The 18,505-nt window shown below is 72.3% G+C and carries 17 protein-coding genes; 15 read left to right on the forward strand and 2 right to left on the reverse strand.

Translation table 11 applies throughout. The features are described 5' to 3' along the window. Nucleotides 1–58 precede the first annotated feature (58 nt). The 6 genes from OG753_RS28965 to OG753_RS28990 all read left to right on the forward strand — a co-directional run bounded on the left by OG753_RS28965 (nt 59) and on the right by OG753_RS28990 (nt 6,353). Nucleotides 59–1,066, forward strand: a complete 1,008-nt coding sequence (locus OG753_RS28965) for an ABC transporter permease (protein ID WP_327264556.1) — start codon at nt 59–61, stop codon at nt 1,064–1,066. Continuing rightward, complete coding sequence (locus tag OG753_RS28970) at nt 1,063–2,214, forward strand: ABC transporter ATP-binding protein (RefSeq protein WP_327264557.1); 1,152 nt, start codon at nt 1,063–1,065, stop codon at nt 2,212–2,214. Before OG753_RS28965 ends, OG753_RS28970 begins: the two co-directional genes overlap by 4 nt. A 14-nt stretch (nt 2,215–2,228) precedes the next feature. Further along, nucleotides 2,229–3,323, forward strand: a complete 1,095-nt coding sequence (locus tag OG753_RS28975; RefSeq protein ID WP_383199634.1) for an ABC transporter ATP-binding protein — start codon at nt 2,229–2,231, stop codon at nt 3,321–3,323. Nucleotides 3,324–3,520: 197 nt separating this feature from the next. Next, nucleotides 3,521–4,177 carry a trimeric intracellular cation channel family protein gene (locus tag OG753_RS28980; protein ID WP_327264558.1) on the forward strand — a complete coding sequence of 219 codons (657 nt, stop codon included), beginning with the start codon at nt 3,521–3,523 and terminating at the stop codon, nt 4,175–4,177. 47 nt (nt 4,178–4,224) lie between these two features. Continuing rightward, nucleotides 4,225–5,082 carry a thioesterase family protein gene (locus tag OG753_RS28985; protein WP_383199630.1) on the forward strand — a complete coding sequence of 286 codons (858 nt, stop codon included), beginning with the start codon at nt 4,225–4,227 and terminating at the stop codon, nt 5,080–5,082. 107 nt (nt 5,083–5,189) lie between these two features. Beyond that, entirely contained in the window at nt 5,190–6,353 is a 1,164-nt protein-coding gene (locus tag OG753_RS28990; protein ID WP_405790719.1) for a cysteine desulfurase family protein, read from the forward strand. On the opposite strand, the gene OG753_RS28995 is transcribed toward OG753_RS28990, so the two are convergent. After that, nucleotides 6,346–7,029 carry an N-acetylmuramoyl-L-alanine amidase gene (locus OG753_RS28995; protein ID WP_327264561.1) on the reverse strand — a complete coding sequence of 228 codons (684 nt, stop codon included), beginning with the start codon at nt 7,027–7,029 and terminating at the stop codon, nt 6,346–6,348. The genes OG753_RS28990 and OG753_RS28995 overlap by 8 nt on opposite strands. Nucleotides 7,030–7,090: 61 nt before the next feature. Here OG753_RS28995 and mnmA point away from each other — a divergent pair, with 61 nt between their 5' ends. Further along, complete coding sequence (mnmA, locus tag OG753_RS29000; protein ID WP_327264562.1) at nt 7,091–8,224, forward strand: tRNA 2-thiouridine(34) synthase MnmA; 1,134 nt, start codon at nt 7,091–7,093, stop codon at nt 8,222–8,224. 127 nt (nt 8,225–8,351) lie between these two features. After that, nucleotides 8,352–8,501 (forward strand): hypothetical protein, encoded by a 150-nt coding sequence (locus OG753_RS29005; protein WP_327264563.1) that lies wholly within the window; start codon nt 8,352–8,354, stop codon nt 8,499–8,501. Nucleotides 8,502–8,524: 23 nt separating this feature from the next. Here the strand turns inward: OG753_RS29005 and OG753_RS29010 are convergent, their stop codons facing one another. Further along, a complete protein-coding gene (locus OG753_RS29010) occupies nt 8,525–9,448 on the reverse strand; it encodes an NADP-dependent oxidoreductase (RefSeq protein WP_405790721.1) in 924 nt (307 codons plus the stop codon). A 116-nt stretch (nt 9,449–9,564) separates the two neighbouring features. On the opposite strand from OG753_RS29010, the gene OG753_RS29015 reads away from it, so the two are divergent. The 7 genes from OG753_RS29015 (at nt 9,565) to OG753_RS29045 (ending at nt 18,478) form a co-directional block, all read left to right on the forward strand. Next, a complete protein-coding gene (locus OG753_RS29015; protein WP_327264565.1) occupies nt 9,565–10,530 on the forward strand; it encodes a helix-turn-helix domain-containing protein in 966 nt (321 codons plus the stop codon). 88 nt (nt 10,531–10,618) lie between these two features. Further along, entirely contained in the window at nt 10,619–10,966 is a 348-nt protein-coding gene (locus tag OG753_RS29020) for a DUF1330 domain-containing protein (RefSeq protein WP_401273290.1), read from the forward strand. Beyond that, complete coding sequence (locus OG753_RS29025; protein ID WP_405790723.1) at nt 10,963–11,919, forward strand: hypothetical protein; 957 nt, start codon at nt 10,963–10,965, stop codon at nt 11,917–11,919. The genes OG753_RS29020 and OG753_RS29025 overlap by 4 nt, the downstream gene beginning before the upstream one ends. An 81-nt stretch (nt 11,920–12,000) precedes the next feature. Beyond that, complete coding sequence (locus tag OG753_RS29030; RefSeq protein WP_327264568.1) at nt 12,001–12,690, forward strand: SDR family oxidoreductase; 690 nt, start codon at nt 12,001–12,003, stop codon at nt 12,688–12,690. Beyond that, nucleotides 12,687–13,670 carry a methionine synthase gene (locus tag OG753_RS29035; RefSeq protein WP_405790725.1) on the forward strand — a complete coding sequence of 328 codons (984 nt, stop codon included), beginning with the start codon at nt 12,687–12,689 and terminating at the stop codon, nt 13,668–13,670. The genes OG753_RS29030 and OG753_RS29035 overlap by 4 nt, the downstream gene beginning before the upstream one ends. A 30-nt stretch (nt 13,671–13,700) precedes the next feature. Next, nucleotides 13,701–15,902 carry an NAD-dependent DNA ligase LigA gene (ligA, locus tag OG753_RS29040; RefSeq protein ID WP_405790726.1) on the forward strand — a complete coding sequence of 734 codons (2,202 nt, stop codon included), beginning with the start codon at nt 13,701–13,703 and terminating at the stop codon, nt 15,900–15,902. A gap of 386 nt (nt 15,903–16,288) precedes the next feature. Further along, entirely contained in the window at nt 16,289–18,478 is a 2,190-nt protein-coding gene (locus OG753_RS29045) for a putative bifunctional diguanylate cyclase/phosphodiesterase (protein WP_383199608.1), read from the forward strand. Nucleotides 18,479–18,505: the final 27 nt, after the last annotated feature.

Consider the following 18,505-nt stretch of genomic DNA (forward strand, 5'->3'; position numbering starts at 1 on the left):
CGTCCCGCGCCCCCGACCGGGGAGCGGGGCGGACCGGCGGACGCCGAAGCCGACCCCCGTGTTTGTGTACATCGTCCGGCGGCTGTTCGCCGCGGTGTTCCTGCTGCTCGTTGTCAGCGCGATCACCTTCGCGATCTTCTTCCTGCTGCCCCGGCTGGCCGGCGGCACGGCCGACTCGCTGGCCACCCAGTACGTGGGCAAGAACCCCTCGCCCGAGTCCATCGCCGCGGTCAAGAAGAACCTCGGTTTCGACCAGCCCCTGTACGCGCAGTACTGGGACTTCCTGAGGGGCATATTCGCGGGCCGCGAGTTCAACTACGGCCCCGACCCCTCGCAGTGCAACGCCCCCTGCCTCGGCTACTCCTTCAAGGACCACGTCGAGGTCTGGCCCGACATCGTCACCCGGCTGCCCGTCACCGCCTCCCTCACCCTGGGAGCCGCTTTCATCTGGCTGATCACGGGTGTCACCACCGGCGTGGTCTCGGCCCTGCGGCCGGGCTCGCTGTTCGACCGGCTCGCGATGGGCGTGGCCCTCGCCGGCGTCTCGCTGCCGATGTTCTTCACCGGCACGCTCTCGCTGGCCGTGTTCGTCTTCAACTGGCCCATGTTCACCAATGTGTACGTGGACTTCTCCGAGGATCCGGCGGCCTGGTTCCAGGGGCTGGTGCTGCCCTGGTGCACGCTCGCCTTCCTCTACTCCGCGCTCTACGCCCGGCTCACCCGGGCCGGAATGCTGGAGACCATGAGCGAGGACTACATCCGCACCGCGCGCGCCAAGGGCCTGCGCGAGCGGGTGGTCGTCACCCGCCACGGGCTGCGCTCCGCGCTGACCCCGATCGTGACCATCTTCGGCATGGACTTCGGGCTGCTCCTCGGCGGCGCCATCGTCACCGAGACGGTCTTCTCGTACCACGGCATCGGTGAGTACGCGTACCACGCCATCGCGGTGAACGACCTGCCGAAGATCCTCGGGGTGACCCTCTTCGCCGGATTCTTCATCGTGCTGTGCAACCTGGTGGTCGACCTCGTCTACGCCATCATCGACCCGAGGGTGAGGCTGTCGTGACCGATCCGACTCCGAAGGGGAGCGAGGCCGGCGCCGGCGACCGCGCCACCGACACCGCCACCACCGGCACCACCACCGCCCTCGCGGCGGTACCGGGCGACGGCCGTCCCGCCGAGGCCTTCCTCGACGTACGCGACCTCAAGGTCCACTTCCCCACCGACGACGGCGTCGTCAAATCGGTCGACGGGCTCTCCTTCCAGCTGGACAAGGGCCAGACCCTCGGCATCGTGGGCGAGTCCGGCTCCGGCAAGTCGGTCACCTCGCTGGCCGTCATGGGCCTGCACCGGGTGGGCAACGCCAGCCGCTCCACCGTCGAGATGTCGGGCGAGATCTGGCTCGGCGGCAAGGAACTGCTGTCGGCCGAACCCGAGGAGGTGCGCCGGCTGCGGGGCCGCGACATGGCGATGATCTTCCAGGACCCGCTGAGCGCGCTGCACCCGTACTACACGATCGGCTCCCAGATCGTGGAGGCGTACCGCGTCCACAACGACGTGGACAAGAAGACGGCGCGCAAGCGGGCCGTCGAGATGCTCGACCGGGTGGGCATCCCCGAGCCGGGCAAGCGCGTCGACGACTATCCGCACCAGTTCTCGGGCGGCATGCGCCAGCGCGCGATGATCGCGATGTCGCTGGTCAACAACCCCGACCTGCTGATCGCGGACGAGCCGACCACGGCCCTGGACGTCACCGTGCAGGCGCAGATCCTGGACCTGATCCGTGATCTGCAGAAGGAGTTCGGCTCGGCCGTCATCATGATCACGCACGACCTCGGGGTCGTGGCGGAGATGGCCGACGAGATCCTCGTGATGTACGGCGGCCGGTGCGTCGAGCGGGGCACCGCCGAGAAGGTGTTCTACGAGCCCCGCCACCCCTACACCTGGGGCCTGCTGGGCTCGATGCCGCGCATCGACCGCGAGCAGAGCGAGCGCCTCATCCCGGTCAAGGGCTCCCCGCCCAGCCTCATCAACATCCCGGACGGCTGTGCCTTCAACCCGCGCTGCCCGTACGCCGACGTGCCCAAGGGCAACGTGACGCGTACGGTCCGGCCCGAGCTCACACAGGACGACAGCCGTCACTGGTCCGCCTGCCACATGTCGCAGGACGAGCGGACCCGGATCTGGACCGAAGAGATTGCGCCGAAGCTGTGACCGATACGCCTGAGATGAAGAAGACGGACACGGTCGTCATCCCCGCGCAGGCCAAGGAGTCACCCGAGGTCCTGCTCAAGGTCACCGGCCTGGCGAAGCACTTCCCGATCACCAAGGGGCTGATCCGGCGCCAGGTGGGCGCGGTCAAGGCCGTCGACGGCCTCGACTTCGACGTCCGGCGCGGTGAGACCCTCGGCATCGTGGGCGAGTCCGGCTGCGGGAAGTCGACGATGGGCCGGCTGATCACGCGGCTGCTGGAGCCGACCGGCGGTTCCATCGAGTTCGAGGGCAAGGACATCACGCACCTGGGGGTGTCGGGCATGCGCCCGCTGCGCCGCGACGTGCAGATGATCTTCCAGGATCCCTACGGCTCGCTGAACCCCCGCCACACGGTGGGCACCATCGTCAGCGCGCCGTTCAAGCTCCAGAAGGTCACCCCGGAAGGCGGGCTCAAGGCGGAGGTCCAGCGGCTGCTGTCGCTCGTGGGTCTCAACCCCGAGCACTACAACCGCTACCCGCACGAGTTCTCCGGCGGCCAGCGCCAGCGCATCGGCATCGCCCGGGCCCTGGCGCTGAAGCCGAAGCTGGTGGTCGCGGACGAGCCCGTCTCGGCGCTGGACGTGTCGATCCAGGCCCAGGTGGTGAACCTGCTGGACGACCTCCAGGACGAGCTGGGTCTCACCTACGTGATCATCGCGCACGACCTGTCGGTCATCCGGCACGTCTCGGACCGCATCGCGGTGATGTACCTCGGCAAGATCGTCGAGCTCGCCGACAACAAGTCGCTGTACGGGGCGCCCATGCACCCGTACACCACGGCCCTGATGTCGGCCGTGCCGGTGCCCGACCCGAGGCGGCGCGGCGCCAAGAGCGGCCGCATCCTGCTCAAGGGCGACGTGCCGTCGCCGATCTCACCGCCGAGCGGCTGCCGCTTCCACACCCGGTGCTGGAAGGCCACGCAGATCTGCGCCACGCAGGAACCGCCGCTGCTGGCGCTGAAGCCGGGCCACCAGGTGGCCTGCCACCACCCGGAGAACGCCGCGGACCAGGCCCCGGGCGACCAGCCCCTGCCGGGCGCGGCGGACGCGGTGGCGACGGTCACGGAGTAACCGCTCCGGCAGCACGGCCCTGCCCGGCAATCCGGGCAGGGCCGCACATGTCCAGCCTCGTCGGCGTGTGAGGCGCGGGGTCCGGGGCGGAGCCCCGGGTCCTGAAGCCGCACCGGCCCTCGGCCCGAGCCCCCCGGCGGAGCCGAGCGGCCCGTCCCCCGGCGGGAGCCGAGCGGCCGAGGGGCGACAATGGCCCGGTGCTCCACGATCTCTTCCCGCCCGGGATCCAGCATGCCCTGGACCTCGCCGGCATCTTCGTCTTCGCCACCGCAGGCGCCCTGCTCGCCGTCCGCAAGAACTTCGACGTCTTCGGCATCGTCGTCCTCGCCCTGGTCACGGCCCTGGGCGGCGGTCTCTTCCGCGACCTCGTCATCGGCGCCGTGCCGCCCGCCGCCTTCGGTGAGCTCAGCTTCTTCGTCACCCCGCTGGTCGCCGCCGCGATCGTCTACTTCCTGCACCCCGAGGTCCAGCGGATCAACCGCGCCATCAACGTCTTCGACGCGGCCGGCCTCGGACTGTTCTGCGTGACGGGCACGACCAAGGCCTACGAGTACGGCCTCGGTCTCACCGCCTCCGCGGCGCTCGGCGTCACCACGGCCGTCGGCGGCGGCGTCCTGCGCGACGTGCTGGTGAACGAGGTGCCCTCGCTGCTGCGCGACCGCGAGATGTACGCCGTGCCCGCCCTCGTCGGGGCCACGATGGTCGCCGTCTTCATCAGCATGGACGCGCTCAACGGCATCACCACGGGCCTGGCGATCGTCACCACCTTCGTTCTCCGCCTCCTCGCCATGCGCTACCACTGGCGGGCGCCGCTGGCCTGGAACCGGCGGTCGTCGGTGGCCGAAGAGCCGTAACAAAAGAAAGCTACCGCTTAGTAGCAAGCCGGTGTACCGTCGTTTGCATGTCACACGCAGCTGCCAAGGCATTCATCGGCGACAGTGAGTTCGACCGCGACACCGCCATCACCGCACGCGCGGGCGAGCCCGGGGTGTACGACGCGGAACTCTCCGCCGGCTGGACGATCATCGCCGCCGTGAACGGCGGCTACCTGCTGGCCCTGGTCGGCCGGGCCCTGTCGGCGGCCCTCCCGCACCCGGACCCGTTCACCGTCTCCGCGCACTACCTGACCTCATCCGTGCCCGGCCCCGCCGTGATCCGCACGCAGGTCGTCCGCGTCGGCCGCACCCTCTCCACGGGCCAGGCCTCGCTGTTCCAGTACGACGAGAACGGCGCCGAGATCGAGCGCATCCGCGTCCTCGCCTCCTACGGCGACCTCGCGGCCCTGCCGGACGACGTACGGACCGTCGCCGTGCCGCCCGCCATCCCCGCCTACGAGGACTGCATCGGCCCCGAGGCCGGCCCGGCCCCGATCCCCGGCAGCTCCGCCATCGTGGACCGGCTGCGCCTGCGGCTGGACCCGGCGACCGCCGGCTGGGCCGTCGGTGCGCCGTCCGGCAAGGGCGAGATGCGGGCCTGGTTCGAGCTGGCCGACGGCCGCGACGCCGACCCGCTGTCCATCCTCCTGGCCGTGGACGCGCTGCCGCCGACCGCCTTCGACCTCGGCCTGGTGGCCTGGACCCCGACGGTGGAACTCACCACCCACGTCCGGCGCCGCCCGGCCCCCGGCCCGCTCCGGGTCTCCATCACCACCCGCAACCTGGCCGGCGGCTTCCTGGAGGAGGACGCGGAGGTCTGGGACTCGTCGGACCACCTGGTCGCCCAGTCCCGCCAGCTGGCCCGCGCCCTGCGCCCGGCCTGACCGCTCCCCGATCCGGCCGGCAGCGCACTCCCCGGGAGTGCCGTGCCGGCCATCACGGGGTCCCGCGGCGCAAGGGGCCACCGGTCGACTCGTAGAATCGGGGGATCATGGCCTACCTCGACCACGCCGCCACCACCCCGATGCTGCCGGAGGCCGCCGCGGCGATGACCGCGCAGTTCGCCGCCACGGGGAACGCCTCCTCCCTGCACGCCGCCGGCCGCCGGGCCCGCCGTACCGTGGAGGAGGCCCGCGAGGCCTTCGCCGAGGCGGTCGGCGCCCGTCCCAGCGAGGTGGTCTTCACCGCCGGCGGCACGGAGGCCGACAACCTCGCCGTCAAGGGCCTCTACTGGGCCCGGCGCGACGCCGATCCCGCCCGGACCCGGGTCATCGCCAGTCCCGTCGAGCACCACGCCGTGCTCGACGCCGTCCACTGGCTCGCCGAGCACGAGGGCGCGCAGGTCGAGTACCTGCCCGTGGACCGCCACGGGCGCGTGCACGCCGACGCCTTCCGCGAAGCCGTCGGGCGCAACCCCGACGACGTGGCCCTGGCCACCGTGATGTGGGCCAACAACGAGATCGGCACCGTCATGCCGGTCCGCGAACTGGCCGCCATCGCCCGCGAGTCCGGGATCCCGCTGCACTCCGACGCCGTCCAGGCCTTCGGGCAGCTCGACGTCCACTTCGGCGACAGCGGCCTCGCCGCCATGACCGTCAGCGGCCACAAGATCGGCGGACCCTACGGCATCGGGGCACTGCTCCTCGGCCGGGACCAGAGCCCCGTACCCGTCCTGCACGGCGGCGGCCAGGAGCGGCACGTCCGTTCCGGCACCCTCGACGTACCGGCCGTCGCCGCCTTCGCCGTGGCCGCCGTGCTCGCCGCCGAACGGCGCGAGCGGTTCGCCGCCGAAATCGGCGCCCTGCGCGACGAACTGGTCGCCGCCGTCCGCGCGGCCGTGCCCGACGCCGTCCTCGGAGGAGACCCCGACGAGCGGCTCCCGGCCAATGCCCACTTCAGCTTCCCGGGCTGCGAGGGCGACTCCCTGCTGCTCCTGCTCGACGCGCAGGGCATCGAGTGCTCCACCGGATCCGCCTGCACCGCGGGCGTGGCCCAGCCGAGCCACGTCCTGCTGGCGACCGGTACCGACCCGCAGCTGGCCCGCGGCACCCTGCGCTTCTCCCTCGGCCACACCTCCACCAAGGAGGACGTCGCGGCCCTGGCCGCGGCCATCGGCCCGGCGGTGGAACGTGCCCGCACGGCGGGCCTCAGCTGACGGGGTCCCGCTCGTCGAGTGCCTGCTGCACCAGGCCGATGTACCGGTTCCAGTCCCAGTGGCGGCCGGGATCGGTGTGGTCGGCGCCCGGTACCTCGGAGTGGCCGACGATGTGGGCGCGGTCCGCCCGTATGCCGTACCGGCGGCAGATGCCTGCCGCCAGCCGGGCCGAAGCCGCGTACATCTCGTCCGTGAAGTCCTGCGGGCGGTCCACGAAGCCCACGTGCTCGATGCCGACGCTGCGCTCGTTCATCGAGCGGTTCCCGGCGTGGAAGGCCACGTCCAGCTCCCGCACCATCTGCTCCACATGGCCGTCCCCGCGCACTATGTAGTGCGCCGAGGCTTTGTGCCACGGATTCCGGAAGGCGTCCACCGAGGACTCGAAGCCGCCCTGTGTGACATGGACGACGATCCGGTCCACCCGGTAGTCGTCGGGCCGGTCCGCCATCCGCCAGTTCGCCGGCGAGGCCGCCGTCCAGTTCGCGCCCACGTGGTCGAGCTCGCCCTCCTTGCGCGGCTTGGCCACCCCCGGTATCAGCCACCAGCCCCGGGCGATCTCCTCCCGGCCGGCGACCCCCGCCACCGCGAGGACCCCGAGCCCGCCGAACAGCACGGCCCTGCGGGTCCGCCCCGGCGACTTCTGTCCCTTGTTCCCCTGCTCGACGATGTGATCCACCCCCCGTACCCCGATAACGCGCTGTGACCCCGCTCGGTTCCCCCGTACTCTGGACGGTGCTATGACTGAGAACCTGCCGCCCGCACACCGCCCGCTTCGCATCCTGGCCGCCATGTCCGGCGGAGTGGACTCCGCCGTCGCCGCCGCCCGTGCGGTCGAAGCCGGGCACGACGTGACCGGCGTCCACCTCGCGCTCTCCGCGAACCCGCAGTCCTTCCGGACCGGCGCCCGTGGCTGCTGCACCATCGAGGATTCCCGCGACGCCCGCCGCGCGGCCGACGTCATCGGCATCCCCTTCTACGTCTGGGACCTGGCCGAGCGCTTCCGCGAGGACGTGGTCGAGGACTTCATCTCGGAGTACGAGGCCGGGCGCACCCCGAACCCCTGCCTGCGCTGCAACGAGAAGATCAAGTTCGCGGCGCTGCTCGACAAGGCCCTCGCGCTCGGCTTCGACGCCGTCTGCACCGGCCACTACGCGACCGTCGTGCTGAACGAGGACGGCTCACGCGAACTGCACCGCGCCTCCGACATGGCCAAGGACCAGTCCTACGTCCTCGGGGTCCTCGACGAGAAGCAGCTCGCCCACGCCCTCTTCCCCCTCGGTGACACCCTCACCACCAAGGAAGAGATCCGCGCCGAGGCCGAGGAGCGGGGTCTGGCCGTCGCGAAGAAGCCCGACAGCCACGACATCTGCTTCATCGCCGACGGCGACACCCAGGGCTTCCTCGCGAACCGCCTCGGCAAGGCCGAGGGCGACATCGTCGACGGGGCGACCGGCGAGAAGGTCGGCACCCACGACGGCGCCTTCGGCTTCACCATCGGCCAGCGCAAGGGCCTGCGCATCGGCCACCCCGCCCCCGACGGCAAGCCGCGCTACGTCCTCGACATCTCCCCGGTGAACAACACCGTCACCGTCGGCCCGGTCGAAGCCCTCGACGTCACGGCCCTCACCGCGATCCGCCCCCGCTGGTGCGGCGCCGTGGCCGCGGCCCCGGGCACGTACACCGCCCAGCTGCGCGCCCACGGAGGCGAGACCGAGGTCTTCGCCGAGGTCGTGGACGGCGAGCTGCGCGTCTCCTTCACCGAGCCGGTCCGGGGCGTCGCCCCCGGCCAGGCGATCGTGCTCTACGACGGCACCCGCGTGGTCGGCTCGGCCACCATCGCGACCACGACGCGGGCCGCCGCCACCGTCTGACCGGCCCCCTCCGCGCCACGACGCCGCGGTCCGTCCCCCCGGACGGGCCGCGGCGTCGCGCGGTGCGGATCAGGCCGCCGAATACCACACGGTGCCGCTGCCGCCGTGGTTCGCCAGGATGCTCGCGTTGATCTCCAGGATCGGCCGCCTCCCCTGGGCGGCGGACGCCTTTCTGGAGGACGCCTACCGGCGCGGCGTCCTGCGCCGCGTCGGCGTCGTCCACAGGTTCCGCCACGCCCGTCCGGAGCGTCACCTGCGCGGGCGGCCCACCGGCTGAGGGCCGCCCGGGGCGCAGCGCGCTCAGGCGACGGTCAGGACGATCTTGCCGGTGGTGCGGCCCTGCTCGCCGATCTCGTGGGCCTTGGCGGCCTGCTCCAGCGGCAGCACCGTGTCGACCAGCGGCTTCAGCAGGCCCTGCTCGACGAGGGCCGCGATCTCCCGCAGGCCGCCGAGGTCCGGCTCCACCAGCACCCAGGAGGCGTGCACGCCCTGCGGGTCGGCCGGGAGGGAGTCGGGGCCGGGCAGGGTCACCAGGTGGCCGCCGGTCTTGAGGACCTTCAGCGAGCGCTGCGTGTAGTCCCCGCCGATGGCGTCGATCACGACGTCCACGTCGGCGACGGCGTCCTCGAAGTCCGTGGTGCGGTAGTCGATCACCTCGTCGGCGCCGAGCTCGCGCAGCAGCTCGTGCTTGCCGGCGCTCGCGGTGCCGATCACGTAAGCGCCGCGGGCCTTGGCGATCTGCACCGCCAGGTGACCCACGCCGCCGGCCGCCGCGTGCACCAGCACCCGCTGCCCGGCGCTCACCCCGGCCGTGTCCACCAGGGCCTGCCAGGCGGTCAGCGCGGCCAGCGGCAGGGCCGCGGCCTGCACGTGGTCCAGCGTGGCCGGCTTGTGGGCGAAGTGCCGGGCGGGGCCCGTCACGTACTCGGCGTACGCGCCGGCCTGCTGCGGGAAGCGGGGCATCCCGTAGACCTCGTCGCCCGCCCGGTACAGGGTCACGCCCGGTCCCACGGCCTCGACGGTGCCGGACACGTCCCAGCCGACCGCCGGCACCGGGCCCCAGGGGATCAGGGCGCCGCTCTCGCGCGTCTTCCAGTCCACCGGGTTGACGCCGGCGGCGTGGACCCGGACCAGGACCTCGCCCATGCCGGGCTCCGGACGCTCGGCGTCCGTCTCGACGAGGACCTCGGGTCCGCCCCACTTGCTGATGACGACGGCGCGCATGACATGTCTCCTTGCTGGGTTCTCCGGTGCCGGTGTCCCGGCCGATGACCTCACTGTCTCCGCTCGCCGACCCCCGTAGTGTTGGCCGTACGGCCACCATGTGTCAGGATCTGGCCATGCACCGAATCGCCGTACTCGCCCTCGAAGGGGTCCCCCCGTTCGAGCTCGGCATCCCCTCCCGCGTCTTCGGCAACGCCCACGACGAGGCCGGGAATCCGCTCTACGAGGTGACCGTCTGCACCGCCGACGGCCTGCCCGTGACCAGCGACGCGGGCTTCACCGTCGGCGTCACGGCCGGCCCCGAGGCCCTCGCCGCCGCCGACACCGTGATCGTCACGCCCACCCACGCCATGGACGAGCTCGCGCACGGCGCCCCCCTGCCGCAACCGCTGACCGACGCCCTCGCCGCGATCCGGCCCGGCACCCGGCTGGTCTCCCTGTGCACCGGCTCCTACGTCCTCGCCGCCGCCGGGCTGCTCGACGGCCGGCCCGCCACCACCCACTGGCTGCACGCGCCCGAGTTCCAGCGCGGCTTCCCGCGCGTGCGGCTCGACGAGGAGGTCCTCTTCGTCGACGACGGCGACATCCTCACCTCGGCCGGCGTGGCGGCCGGCATCGACCTCTGCCTCTACCTGATCCGCCAGGACCACGGCACGGGCGTCGCCAACCGGGCCGCGCGGCTGTGCGTGGTCCCGCCCTGGCGGGACGGCGGCCAGGTCCAGTACATCGACCGGCCCGTCCCGGAGCCGACGCTCGCCACCACCACCGCCACCCGCGCCTGGGCCCTGGAACGCCTCGCCGAACCGGTCACCCTCGCCGAACTGGCCGCGCACGCCCGGATGAGCCTGCGCACCTTCACCCGGCGCTTCCGCGACGAAGTCGGCATGACCCCGGTGCAGTGGCTCACCGCCCAACGCCTGGAACTGGCGCGCCATTTGCTGGAATCCAGCGATCTCCCGGTCGACCTGGTCGCCCACCGTGCGGGCTTCGGATCGGCCAACTCCCTGCGCCAGCACATGCGTTCCACGCTCGGCGTCTCCCCGATCGCCTACCGGCGCACCTTCCAGCCCGCATCGGCATGACCTCGCAGGTCATCGCCGGCGCGGCCGCGTGCTGACAGGATCGGAGCAACGGCCCGCACCGGCGGGCCCGTTCACAGGGGGAGAGACCATGACCGCGTACGCCATCGCCCACATACGCCCCGACACCATGAACGAGGACATCCTCGAGTACATCGAGCGGATCCCGTCGACGATGGAACCCTTCGGCGGCCGCTTCCTCGTCCACGGCAAGGAGGTCGAGGTCATGGAGGGCCCCTTCCCCGGCACCGTCGTCATGATCGGCTTCCCGGACATCGAGAGCGCCCGCGCCTGGTACGCCTCCGACGCCTACCGGGCCATCATCCCGCTGCGCACCGACCACATCCCGGGCGAGGTCATCCTGGTCGAGGGCGTCCCGGCCGACTACGACGCCCGGCGGACGGCCGCGGCCCTGCGCGAAGCCGCGGGGCCGCGATGAACCCGGTCGTCTACATCCTCGGCGGACCGGACGGATACGGGGCCACCGACGACGACTGGGGGGCCGGGGGCCTGGAACCCGACCTGCTGGCCGGTCCGGACTTCCTGTTGGCCCTGATGCGCCGGGGCCGCGCGTACGGACAGCCGTACTCCTGGCGGCCCGACGACAAGATCGACGCGGGCGTCGCGGTGGACCCGGACCGCAAGGTCCTGCGGCTGTTCGTCATGGAGGGCCCCCTCGTCGAGCCGTACACCCGCCGGGCCGCCTTCGCCCTCCTGCGGGCCGCCTGGCCCGGCTGGGAGGTCCACTGGATCTACGGCGCCCAGACCGGGCTGCGGAGCCACCTCGGCCTCGACCCCGCGGACGACGAGGACCGCGAGCGCCCGGCCTGGGCCGACGACCTCTTCGTCTCCCGGCCCGGGGTGCCGCACACCCCGGTTCCGGGCATGCCGTCCACCGTGGTGACCCTGGACGGCCCGGACCGCTGCCACCTGGTGGGCTACGGCTTCGACCACCCCGTCATGCACGGTCCGGCCCTGCTCGGCTTCCTGGACGGGGCGACGGACGAGGGCGGCCACCACGGGCTCGCCGAGGGCGGTGTGCACATCGACGCGCACCGCCGCCGGGTCGGCTGGTGGACCATCGGGACCCAGATCCACTCCGACACGGTGGCCGCGCGCTGGCCGGGCTGGACGGTCGAGTTCTGGGAGGACCGCTGGGCCGGGCATCGCGCGGCCTCGGGCGGCCGCTTCGATCCGACCGAGCCGGACGACACGGCCGCGCTGATCTCCGTACGGGACGCGGCGCTGCGGCACTGGACGCCGATCCCCACCGATGAACGCGACGGGCTCCTCTGCCTGGCGGGACTCACCGGGAGGAGCCTCACCACCCGGCAGGCGCCGCCCGTTCGGGCCCGGATCGAGGCGGCGTACCGGCAGGCCGCCGGGGGATGACGGGGGACGACGAGGGATGACGGGGGATGACGGGGGATGACGGGGGGTGACAGGGGATGGCGGGGTGCGAGCATGGGCGGTATGGCTACTCACTTGATCACCGGTGCCGGCTCCGGCATCGGCGCCGCCGTCGCGGCCCGGCTGCACGCCCGCGGCGACGACCTCGTCCTCCTCGCCCGGGACGCCGGCCGCGCCCGTCAGCTCGTCGAGCGCTACCCCGGCGCCACGTCCCTCGTCGGCGACCTCGCCGACCCCGACCGGCTGTCGTGGGCGTTCTCCAAGCAGGCCGTCCCGGAACGGATCGACTCCCTGCTGCACATCGCCGGGATCGTCGACCTCGGACCGGTCGGTGAGCTCCGGCCCAAGACCTGGCACCAGCAGCTCAACGTGAACCTGATCGCCCCCGCCGAGGTCACCCGGCTGCTGCTGCCCACCCTGCGGGCCTCGCAGGCCGACATCGTCTTCGTGAACTCCGGCGCCGGCCTGCGCGCCCACGCCGACTGGAGCGCGTACGCCGCCTCCAAGCACGGTCTCAAGGCCCTCGCCGACTCGCTGCGCGACGAGGAGAAGCCCCACGGCATCCGCGTCACCTCCGTCTACCCGGGCCGCACCGCCAGCCCCATGCAGGCCAAGGTGCACTCCCAGGAGGGCAAGGACTACGACCCGGCCGACTGGATCGACCCCGAGTCCGTGGCGACCACGATCGTCATGGCCATCGACCTGCCCCGCGACGCCGAGGTCAACGACCTGAGCGTCCGGCCGGGCCGATGAGCGCGGGCGCCACCGGCGTCGGATCGCTGCCCGGCGGCGACGCCCGTGAGGCCGCGAAGACCGTCACCGGATCCTTCGAGGAGTTCCCCTACCTCGCCGAGCTGCCCGCCCGCGGGCCCGGTGCGGACATGATCGGCCGCTCCCTCGGCCTGCTCGTCGACATGTACGCCCACGTCGAGCCCAGCGGCTGGCGGATCAGCGACCGCCCGGGACGGGACTCGAAGCGGGCCCGGTCCTGGCTCGGCGAGGACCTCGACGCACTGGAGGAGTTCACCCAGGGCTACACGGGCAAGCTCAAGGTCCAGGCCGTCGGGCCGTGGACGCTCGCCGCCGCCCTGGAACTGCACGGCGGCGAGGCCATGCTCCAGGACCCGGGGGCCTGCCGGGACCTGGCCGGATCGCTGGCCGAGGGCCTGCGCGAGCACCTGGCCGACGTACGCAAGCGCATCCCCGGGGCCCAGGTCGTGCTGCAGCTCGATGAGCCGTCGCTGACGGCCGTACTGCTCGGCCGGGTCCGCTCGGCGAGCGGCTACCGCACCTACCGCGCCGTCGACCGGCAGGTGGTCGAGGGCGCGCTGCGCGACCTGTTCGCCGTCCACGACGGGGAGGTCGTCGTGCACTCCTGCGCACCCGAGGTCCCCTTCGGCCTGCTCCGCAGAGCCGGCGCCACGGGAGTGTCGTTCGATTTCTCCCTGCTCACCGAGCGCGAGGACGACGCCATCGGGGAGGCCGTCGAGGGCGGCACGAAACTCTTCGCCGGAGTGGTGCCCGGCACGGACGCCCCGTTGTCGGACCCGGGCGGTAGCGTCATGGGTGTCAGGAAGCTCTGGCGCAGGCTGGGGCTGGCCCCGGGGACTCTGGCGGAGTCCGTCGTGGTCACCCCGTCGTGCGGTCTGGCGGGTGCCTCACCCGCCTACGCCCGCGCGGTGCAGGCGCATTGCGTCAGGGCGGCGAGGTCGCTCGCCGACAACCCTGAGTGACGGTCGAGACGGGCCACGGGAGGACACGGCATGGCAGCCGAACAGCAGGACACGGCAGTACCGGCGGCGGTGCGTGATCAGCACGCGCTGCTGGCCGAGCAGGTCGAGGAGCACCGCTTCCGGTACTACGTGAACGACCAGCCGGTCGTCAGCGACGCCGAGTTCGACCAGCTGCTGCGCTCGCTGGAGGCGCTGGAGGAGCAGTATCCGGAGCTGCGGACGCCCGACTCGCCCACCCAGAAGGTGGCCGGGGCGTACGAGACGGACTTCGCCTCCGTCGAGCACCGGGAACGGATGCTCTCCCTCGACAACGCCTTCGACGACGAGGAACTGGCCGCCTGGGCCGAGCGGGTGGCCCGGGACGTGAACACCTCGGACTACCACTACCTGTGCGAGCTCAAGGTGGACGGCCTCGCCGTCAACCTCACCTACGAGAACGGCCGCCTGACCCGGGCGGCCACCCGCGGCGACGGCCGCACCGGTGAGGACATCACGCCCAACGTCCGCACCATCGCCGAGATCCCGGACCGGCTGGGGGGCGACCGGATCCCGGCGCTCGTCGAGATCCGCGGCGAGGTCTACTTCCCGATGGAGAAGTTCCAGGAGCTCAACGCGCGCCTCGTGGAGGCGGAGGGCAAGCCCTTCGCCAACCCGCGCAACGCGGCGGCCGGTTCGCTGCGGCAGAAGGACCCCAAAGTCACCGCGAGCCGCCCGCTGCACATGGTCGTGCACGGCATCGGCGCCCGCGAGGGCTTCGAGATCGAGCGCCAGTCGCAGGCGTACGCGCTGCTGCACGAGTGGGGTCTGCCGACCGCGCAGCACAACAAGGTGGTCTCCACGCTCGCCGAGGTCCGGGACTTCATCGCGGACTTCGGCGTGAACCGGCACTCGGTGGAGCACGAGATCGACGGCGTGGTCGTCAAGCTCGACGAGATCGCACTCCAGGGCCGGCTCGGCTCCACCGCGCGCGCCCCGCGCTGGGCGATCGCCTGGAAGTACGCTCCCGAAGAGGTCAACACCAAGCTGATCGACATCAAGGTCGGCGTCGGCCGCACCGGCCGGGTGACCCCGTACGCCCAGGTGGAACCGGTGAAGGTGGCGGGCTCCGAGGTGGAATTCGCGACGCTGCACAACCAGGAGGTCGTCAAGGCCAAGGGCGTCCTCATCGGGGACACCGTCGTCCTGCGCAAGGCGGGCGACGTCATCCCCGAGATCCTCGGCCCGGTGGTGGACCTGCGCGACGGCAGCGAGCGGGAGTTCGTGATGCCGGCCATCTGTCCCGCGTGCGGGACGGAACTGCGGCCGATGAAGGAGGGGGACATCGACGTCCGGTGCCCCAACGCCCAGACCTGCCCCGCCCAGTTGCGCGAGCGGCTCTTCTACCTGGGCGGCCGGCAGTCCCTGGACATCGAGAACTTCGGCATGGTGGCGGCGGCCGCGCTCACCGGCCCGCTGGAGCCGGCCGAACCGCCGCTGCTGGACGAGGGCGACCTCTTCGGCCTGACCATCGAGCAGCTGCTGCCCATCAAGGCGTACGTCCTGGACCCGGACAGCGGGCTGCCCAAGCGGGACCCCAAGACGGGCGACGAGAAGATCGTCACGGTCTTCGCCAACCAGAAGGGCGAGCCGAAGAAGAACGCCCTGGCCATGCTGGAGCACATCGCCGCCGCCAAGGAGCGCCCGCTCGCCCGCATCATCAACGGCCTGTCGATCCGTCACGTCGGACCGGTCGCGGCCGAGGCCCTCGCCCGGGAGTTCCGGTCGATCGAGCGCATCGAGCAGGCCACGGAGGAGGAGCTGACCGCCACCGAGGGGGTCGGCGCGATCATCGCCGCCTCCCTCAAGGAGTGGTTCGCCGTCGATTGGCACCAGGAGATCCTGCGCAAGTGGCGGGAGGCCGGGGTCCGGATGGAGGAGGAAGGTTCCGCCGAGGAGGAGGGGCCTCGGCCGCTCGAGGGACTGACCGTCGTCGTCACCGGCACTTTGCAGAGCCACACGCGGGACGGCGCGAAGGAGGCCCTGCAGAGCCGCGGTGCCAAGGTCACCGGATCCGTGTCGAAGAAGACCTCCTTCGTCGTGGTCGGCGACAACCCCGGCTCGAAGTACGACAAGGCCGTGCAATTGAAGCTCGCCGTCCTCGACGACGCCGGGTTCGCCGTGCTGCTGGAGCAGGGGCCGGACGCGGCAAGAGAGGCCGCGCTCCCGGTGGACGGCGGGGGTGAAGGGGAGTAGTACCGAAAGGGGGATCCCCGAGGGGGAGTAGCGAAGGCGAACGGATGCGTGGCGTGCGGCCGTACGGGCGGGCGCACGCCAGGCGCGGCGAACGGTGGTAAACGGCCGGTACAAGGCTGGTCGCAGGGCGGTGACCTGTCGGATCATCGGATGGGTGACGAGGGGGTCCTGTCCAAACTCACCCGTTCGGCGGATACCGTACTGATGAGGATGGCTGGGTCGCATTCGGGCAACCACTGCCGACCGCTGCCCCTGGAAGCCTCGCGCGTCCTACTGTTGAGGGGTGCGCCTGTCGTGCACGGCTGCAGGATGCGATTTCGGCCGTGGTGGCATGACATCGGGGCCATCGCGTGACATCGGCATCGCCGGCTGTGAGAGGTACGGGCATGAAACCCACCGAAAGCGCCGACCCGTCACCTGAATTCGGCGGGGAACTCCCGTCCATGCGGGCGGGCAGGGCGGGCAGACTCGGTGTCCTGGGTACCAGGACGCCCGAGACCCGACCGCTCGACACCGGTGCGGGCGGACAGGAGCGGCGCGGTGTGCTGCCCTTCCTCGTCGTGGGACTCGCCGTCGCGGTGCTCACCACCGGCATCGTGTCCGCGCTGAGCGGCCGTCACGCGCTGTTCCCCGGCGGCCCGGTCGGCTGGGCACTGGCCCTCCTCACCGGCATCATCGTCGGCCACCTCGTCGCCCTCGGCCGCGACCGCTGGTGGGGCGGCACCGGATCGGGCGCCGCCCTCACCCTCGGCGTCCTCATCCTCTACGGATGGGTCCCCGCCGGACTGGTCTCCCTCGCCGTGGTCTCCCTGGTCGGGGCGGCCCGCAGGCACCGCTGGCGGCAGGGGCTGCTGCACGGCTCCGTCGACATCCTCGGCATCGGCGCCGGGGCCCTCGTACTCGCCGCCTTCGGCGAGGTGCCCTCCGTCGAGAACCCCTGGCTGCCCACCTTCTGGGGGCTGGAGGCGGTCCCCGAGATCGTCCTCGTCGCCGTCGCCTACCTCCTCGCCACCCGCGTCCTGCTCTGGATCGCGCTGGCCCCGCGCGGCGGCGGGCTGCCCACCGTCGCCCGCACCGCCCTGCTCCGGCAGGCCTTAGTAGCCGTCGCGCTGCTCGGCATCGCCCCCCTGATCTGTGTCGTCGCCGTCACCCAGCCGGTGCTGCTGCCGCTGTTCGCCGTACCGCTGATCGCCCTGGACTCCACCCTGTGGATCGCCCGGGCACGCGCCGAGGAGCAGCTGAGGGACCCGCTGACCGGGCTGCCCAACCGGCAGTGGCTGCTGGAGCGGGCCTGGTCCGCCCTGGACGAGGCCGAACGTTCCGGCACCCGGGCCGCCCTCGTGCTCATCGACCTGGACCGCTTCCGGGCGGTCAACGACACCCTGGGGCACCTGGCGGGCGACCGGCTGCTCCTGCAGATCGCCGAACGGCTGCGCCAGGCCCTCCCCGAGGACGCGGAGGCGGCCCGGCTCGGCGGCGACGAGTTCGCCGTCCTGCTCCCCTTCACCGACTCCACCACCAGCGCCCAGCGCATCGCCCGCCACCTGGTCGCCGATCTCAGCTCCCCGCTCGACCTGGACGGCCTGACCCTCGTCCTGGAGGCCAGCGCCGGCCTCGCCGTCTTCCCCGATCACGCGCTCGACGCGGAGGGGCTGCTGCGGCGCGCGGACGTGGCGATGTACCAGGCCAAGCGCGACCGCACGGGCGTGGAGGTGTACGAGTCCAAGCGCGACAGCAACACCCCCGACCGCCTGGGCCTCCTCGGCGACCTCCGCAGGGCCCTGGACGCAGGCGAAGTGGAACTGCACTACCAGCCGAAGGTCCGCTTCGACGGCCAGGTGGCCGGGCTCGAAGCCCTCGTACGGTGGGTGCACCCGGAACGCGGACGGGTGTCGCCGGACGAGTTCATCGCGATCGCCGAGACCTCCGGGCTGATGCCGCACCTGACCGAGTACGTACTGGAGACCGCCCTCGCCCAGGTCGCGCGGTGGCGGGCCCAGGGCCTCAAGGTCCCGGTCGCCGTCAACGTCTCACCGCGCGACGTCCACACCCCGGGCTTCGCGGGCGCCGTCGCCGCGCGACTGGCCCGCCACGGGGTCCCGGCGAGCGGGCTGCAGCTGGAGATAACGGAACACGTCCTGCTGGAGGACCCCCAGCGGGCCGCGGACACCATGGCCGGGCTCACCGGCCACGGCGTGAAGATGTCACTCGACGACTTCGGCACCGGCTACTCCTCCCTCGTGCACCTGCGCCGCCTGCCGGTCAGCGAGCTGAAGATCGACCGCTCGTTCGTCGGCCGGCTGGCGGTCGACGCGCAGGACGCGGAGATCGTCCGGTGCACGGTGGACCTGGCGCACTCGCTGGGCCTGCTGGTCGTGGCGGAGGGCGTGGAGGACGACGAGACGTGGGAGCGCCTGCGGGACCTGGGCTGCGACGCCGTCCAGGGCTGGCTGGTCGCCGCCGCCATGCCGCCGCAGGAGGCCACCGCCTGGCTGCTGGCCCGCGGCGAGCGCGGCTGGCGCCGCCCGGCGGACATCACGGCGGAGCTCGCCGCGGCCGAGGCCGACGCGGTCTGATCCCGCGGCGCCGCTGCGGGGGCGGCG

Origin of the sequence: Streptomyces sp. NBC_00029 (assembly GCF_045160505.1) — a bacterium.
GTDB lineage: Bacteria > Actinomycetota > Actinomycetes > Streptomycetales > Streptomycetaceae > Streptomyces.

What these genes read in the sequence shown, in the direction of transcription:
- OG753_RS28985 (WP_383199630.1), top strand. Translation starts at nt 4,225, where the DNA reads ATGTCACACGCAGCTGCCAAGGCATTCATCGGCGACAGTGAGTTCGAC.
- OG753_RS29020 (WP_401273290.1), top strand. Translation starts at nt 10,619, where the DNA reads ATGACCGCGTACGCCATCGCCCACATACGCCCCGACACCATGAACGAG.
- OG753_RS29010 (WP_405790721.1), bottom strand. Translation starts at nt 9,448, where the DNA reads ATGCGCGCCGTCGTCATCAGCAAGTGGGGCGGACCCGAGGTCCTCGTC.
- mnmA (WP_327264562.1), top strand. Translation starts at nt 7,091, where the DNA reads ATGACTGAGAACCTGCCGCCCGCACACCGCCCGCTTCGCATCCTGGCC.
- OG753_RS29015 (WP_327264565.1), top strand. Translation starts at nt 9,565, where the DNA reads ATGCACCGAATCGCCGTACTCGCCCTCGAAGGGGTCCCCCCGTTCGAG.
- OG753_RS29030 (WP_327264568.1), top strand. Translation starts at nt 12,001, where the DNA reads ATGGCTACTCACTTGATCACCGGTGCCGGCTCCGGCATCGGCGCCGCC.
- OG753_RS29035 (WP_405790725.1), top strand. Translation starts at nt 12,687, where the DNA reads ATGAGCGCGGGCGCCACCGGCGTCGGATCGCTGCCCGGCGGCGACGCC.
- OG753_RS28975 (WP_383199634.1), top strand. Translation starts at nt 2,229, where the DNA reads ATGAAGAAGACGGACACGGTCGTCATCCCCGCGCAGGCCAAGGAGTCA.
- OG753_RS29025 (WP_405790723.1), top strand. Translation starts at nt 10,963, where the DNA reads ATGAACCCGGTCGTCTACATCCTCGGCGGACCGGACGGATACGGGGCC.
- ligA (WP_405790726.1), top strand. Translation starts at nt 13,701, where the DNA reads ATGGCAGCCGAACAGCAGGACACGGCAGTACCGGCGGCGGTGCGTGAT.
- OG753_RS29045 (WP_383199608.1), top strand. Translation starts at nt 16,289, where the DNA reads ATGAAACCCACCGAAAGCGCCGACCCGTCACCTGAATTCGGCGGGGAA.
- OG753_RS28990 (WP_405790719.1), top strand. Translation starts at nt 5,190, where the DNA reads ATGGCCTACCTCGACCACGCCGCCACCACCCCGATGCTGCCGGAGGCC.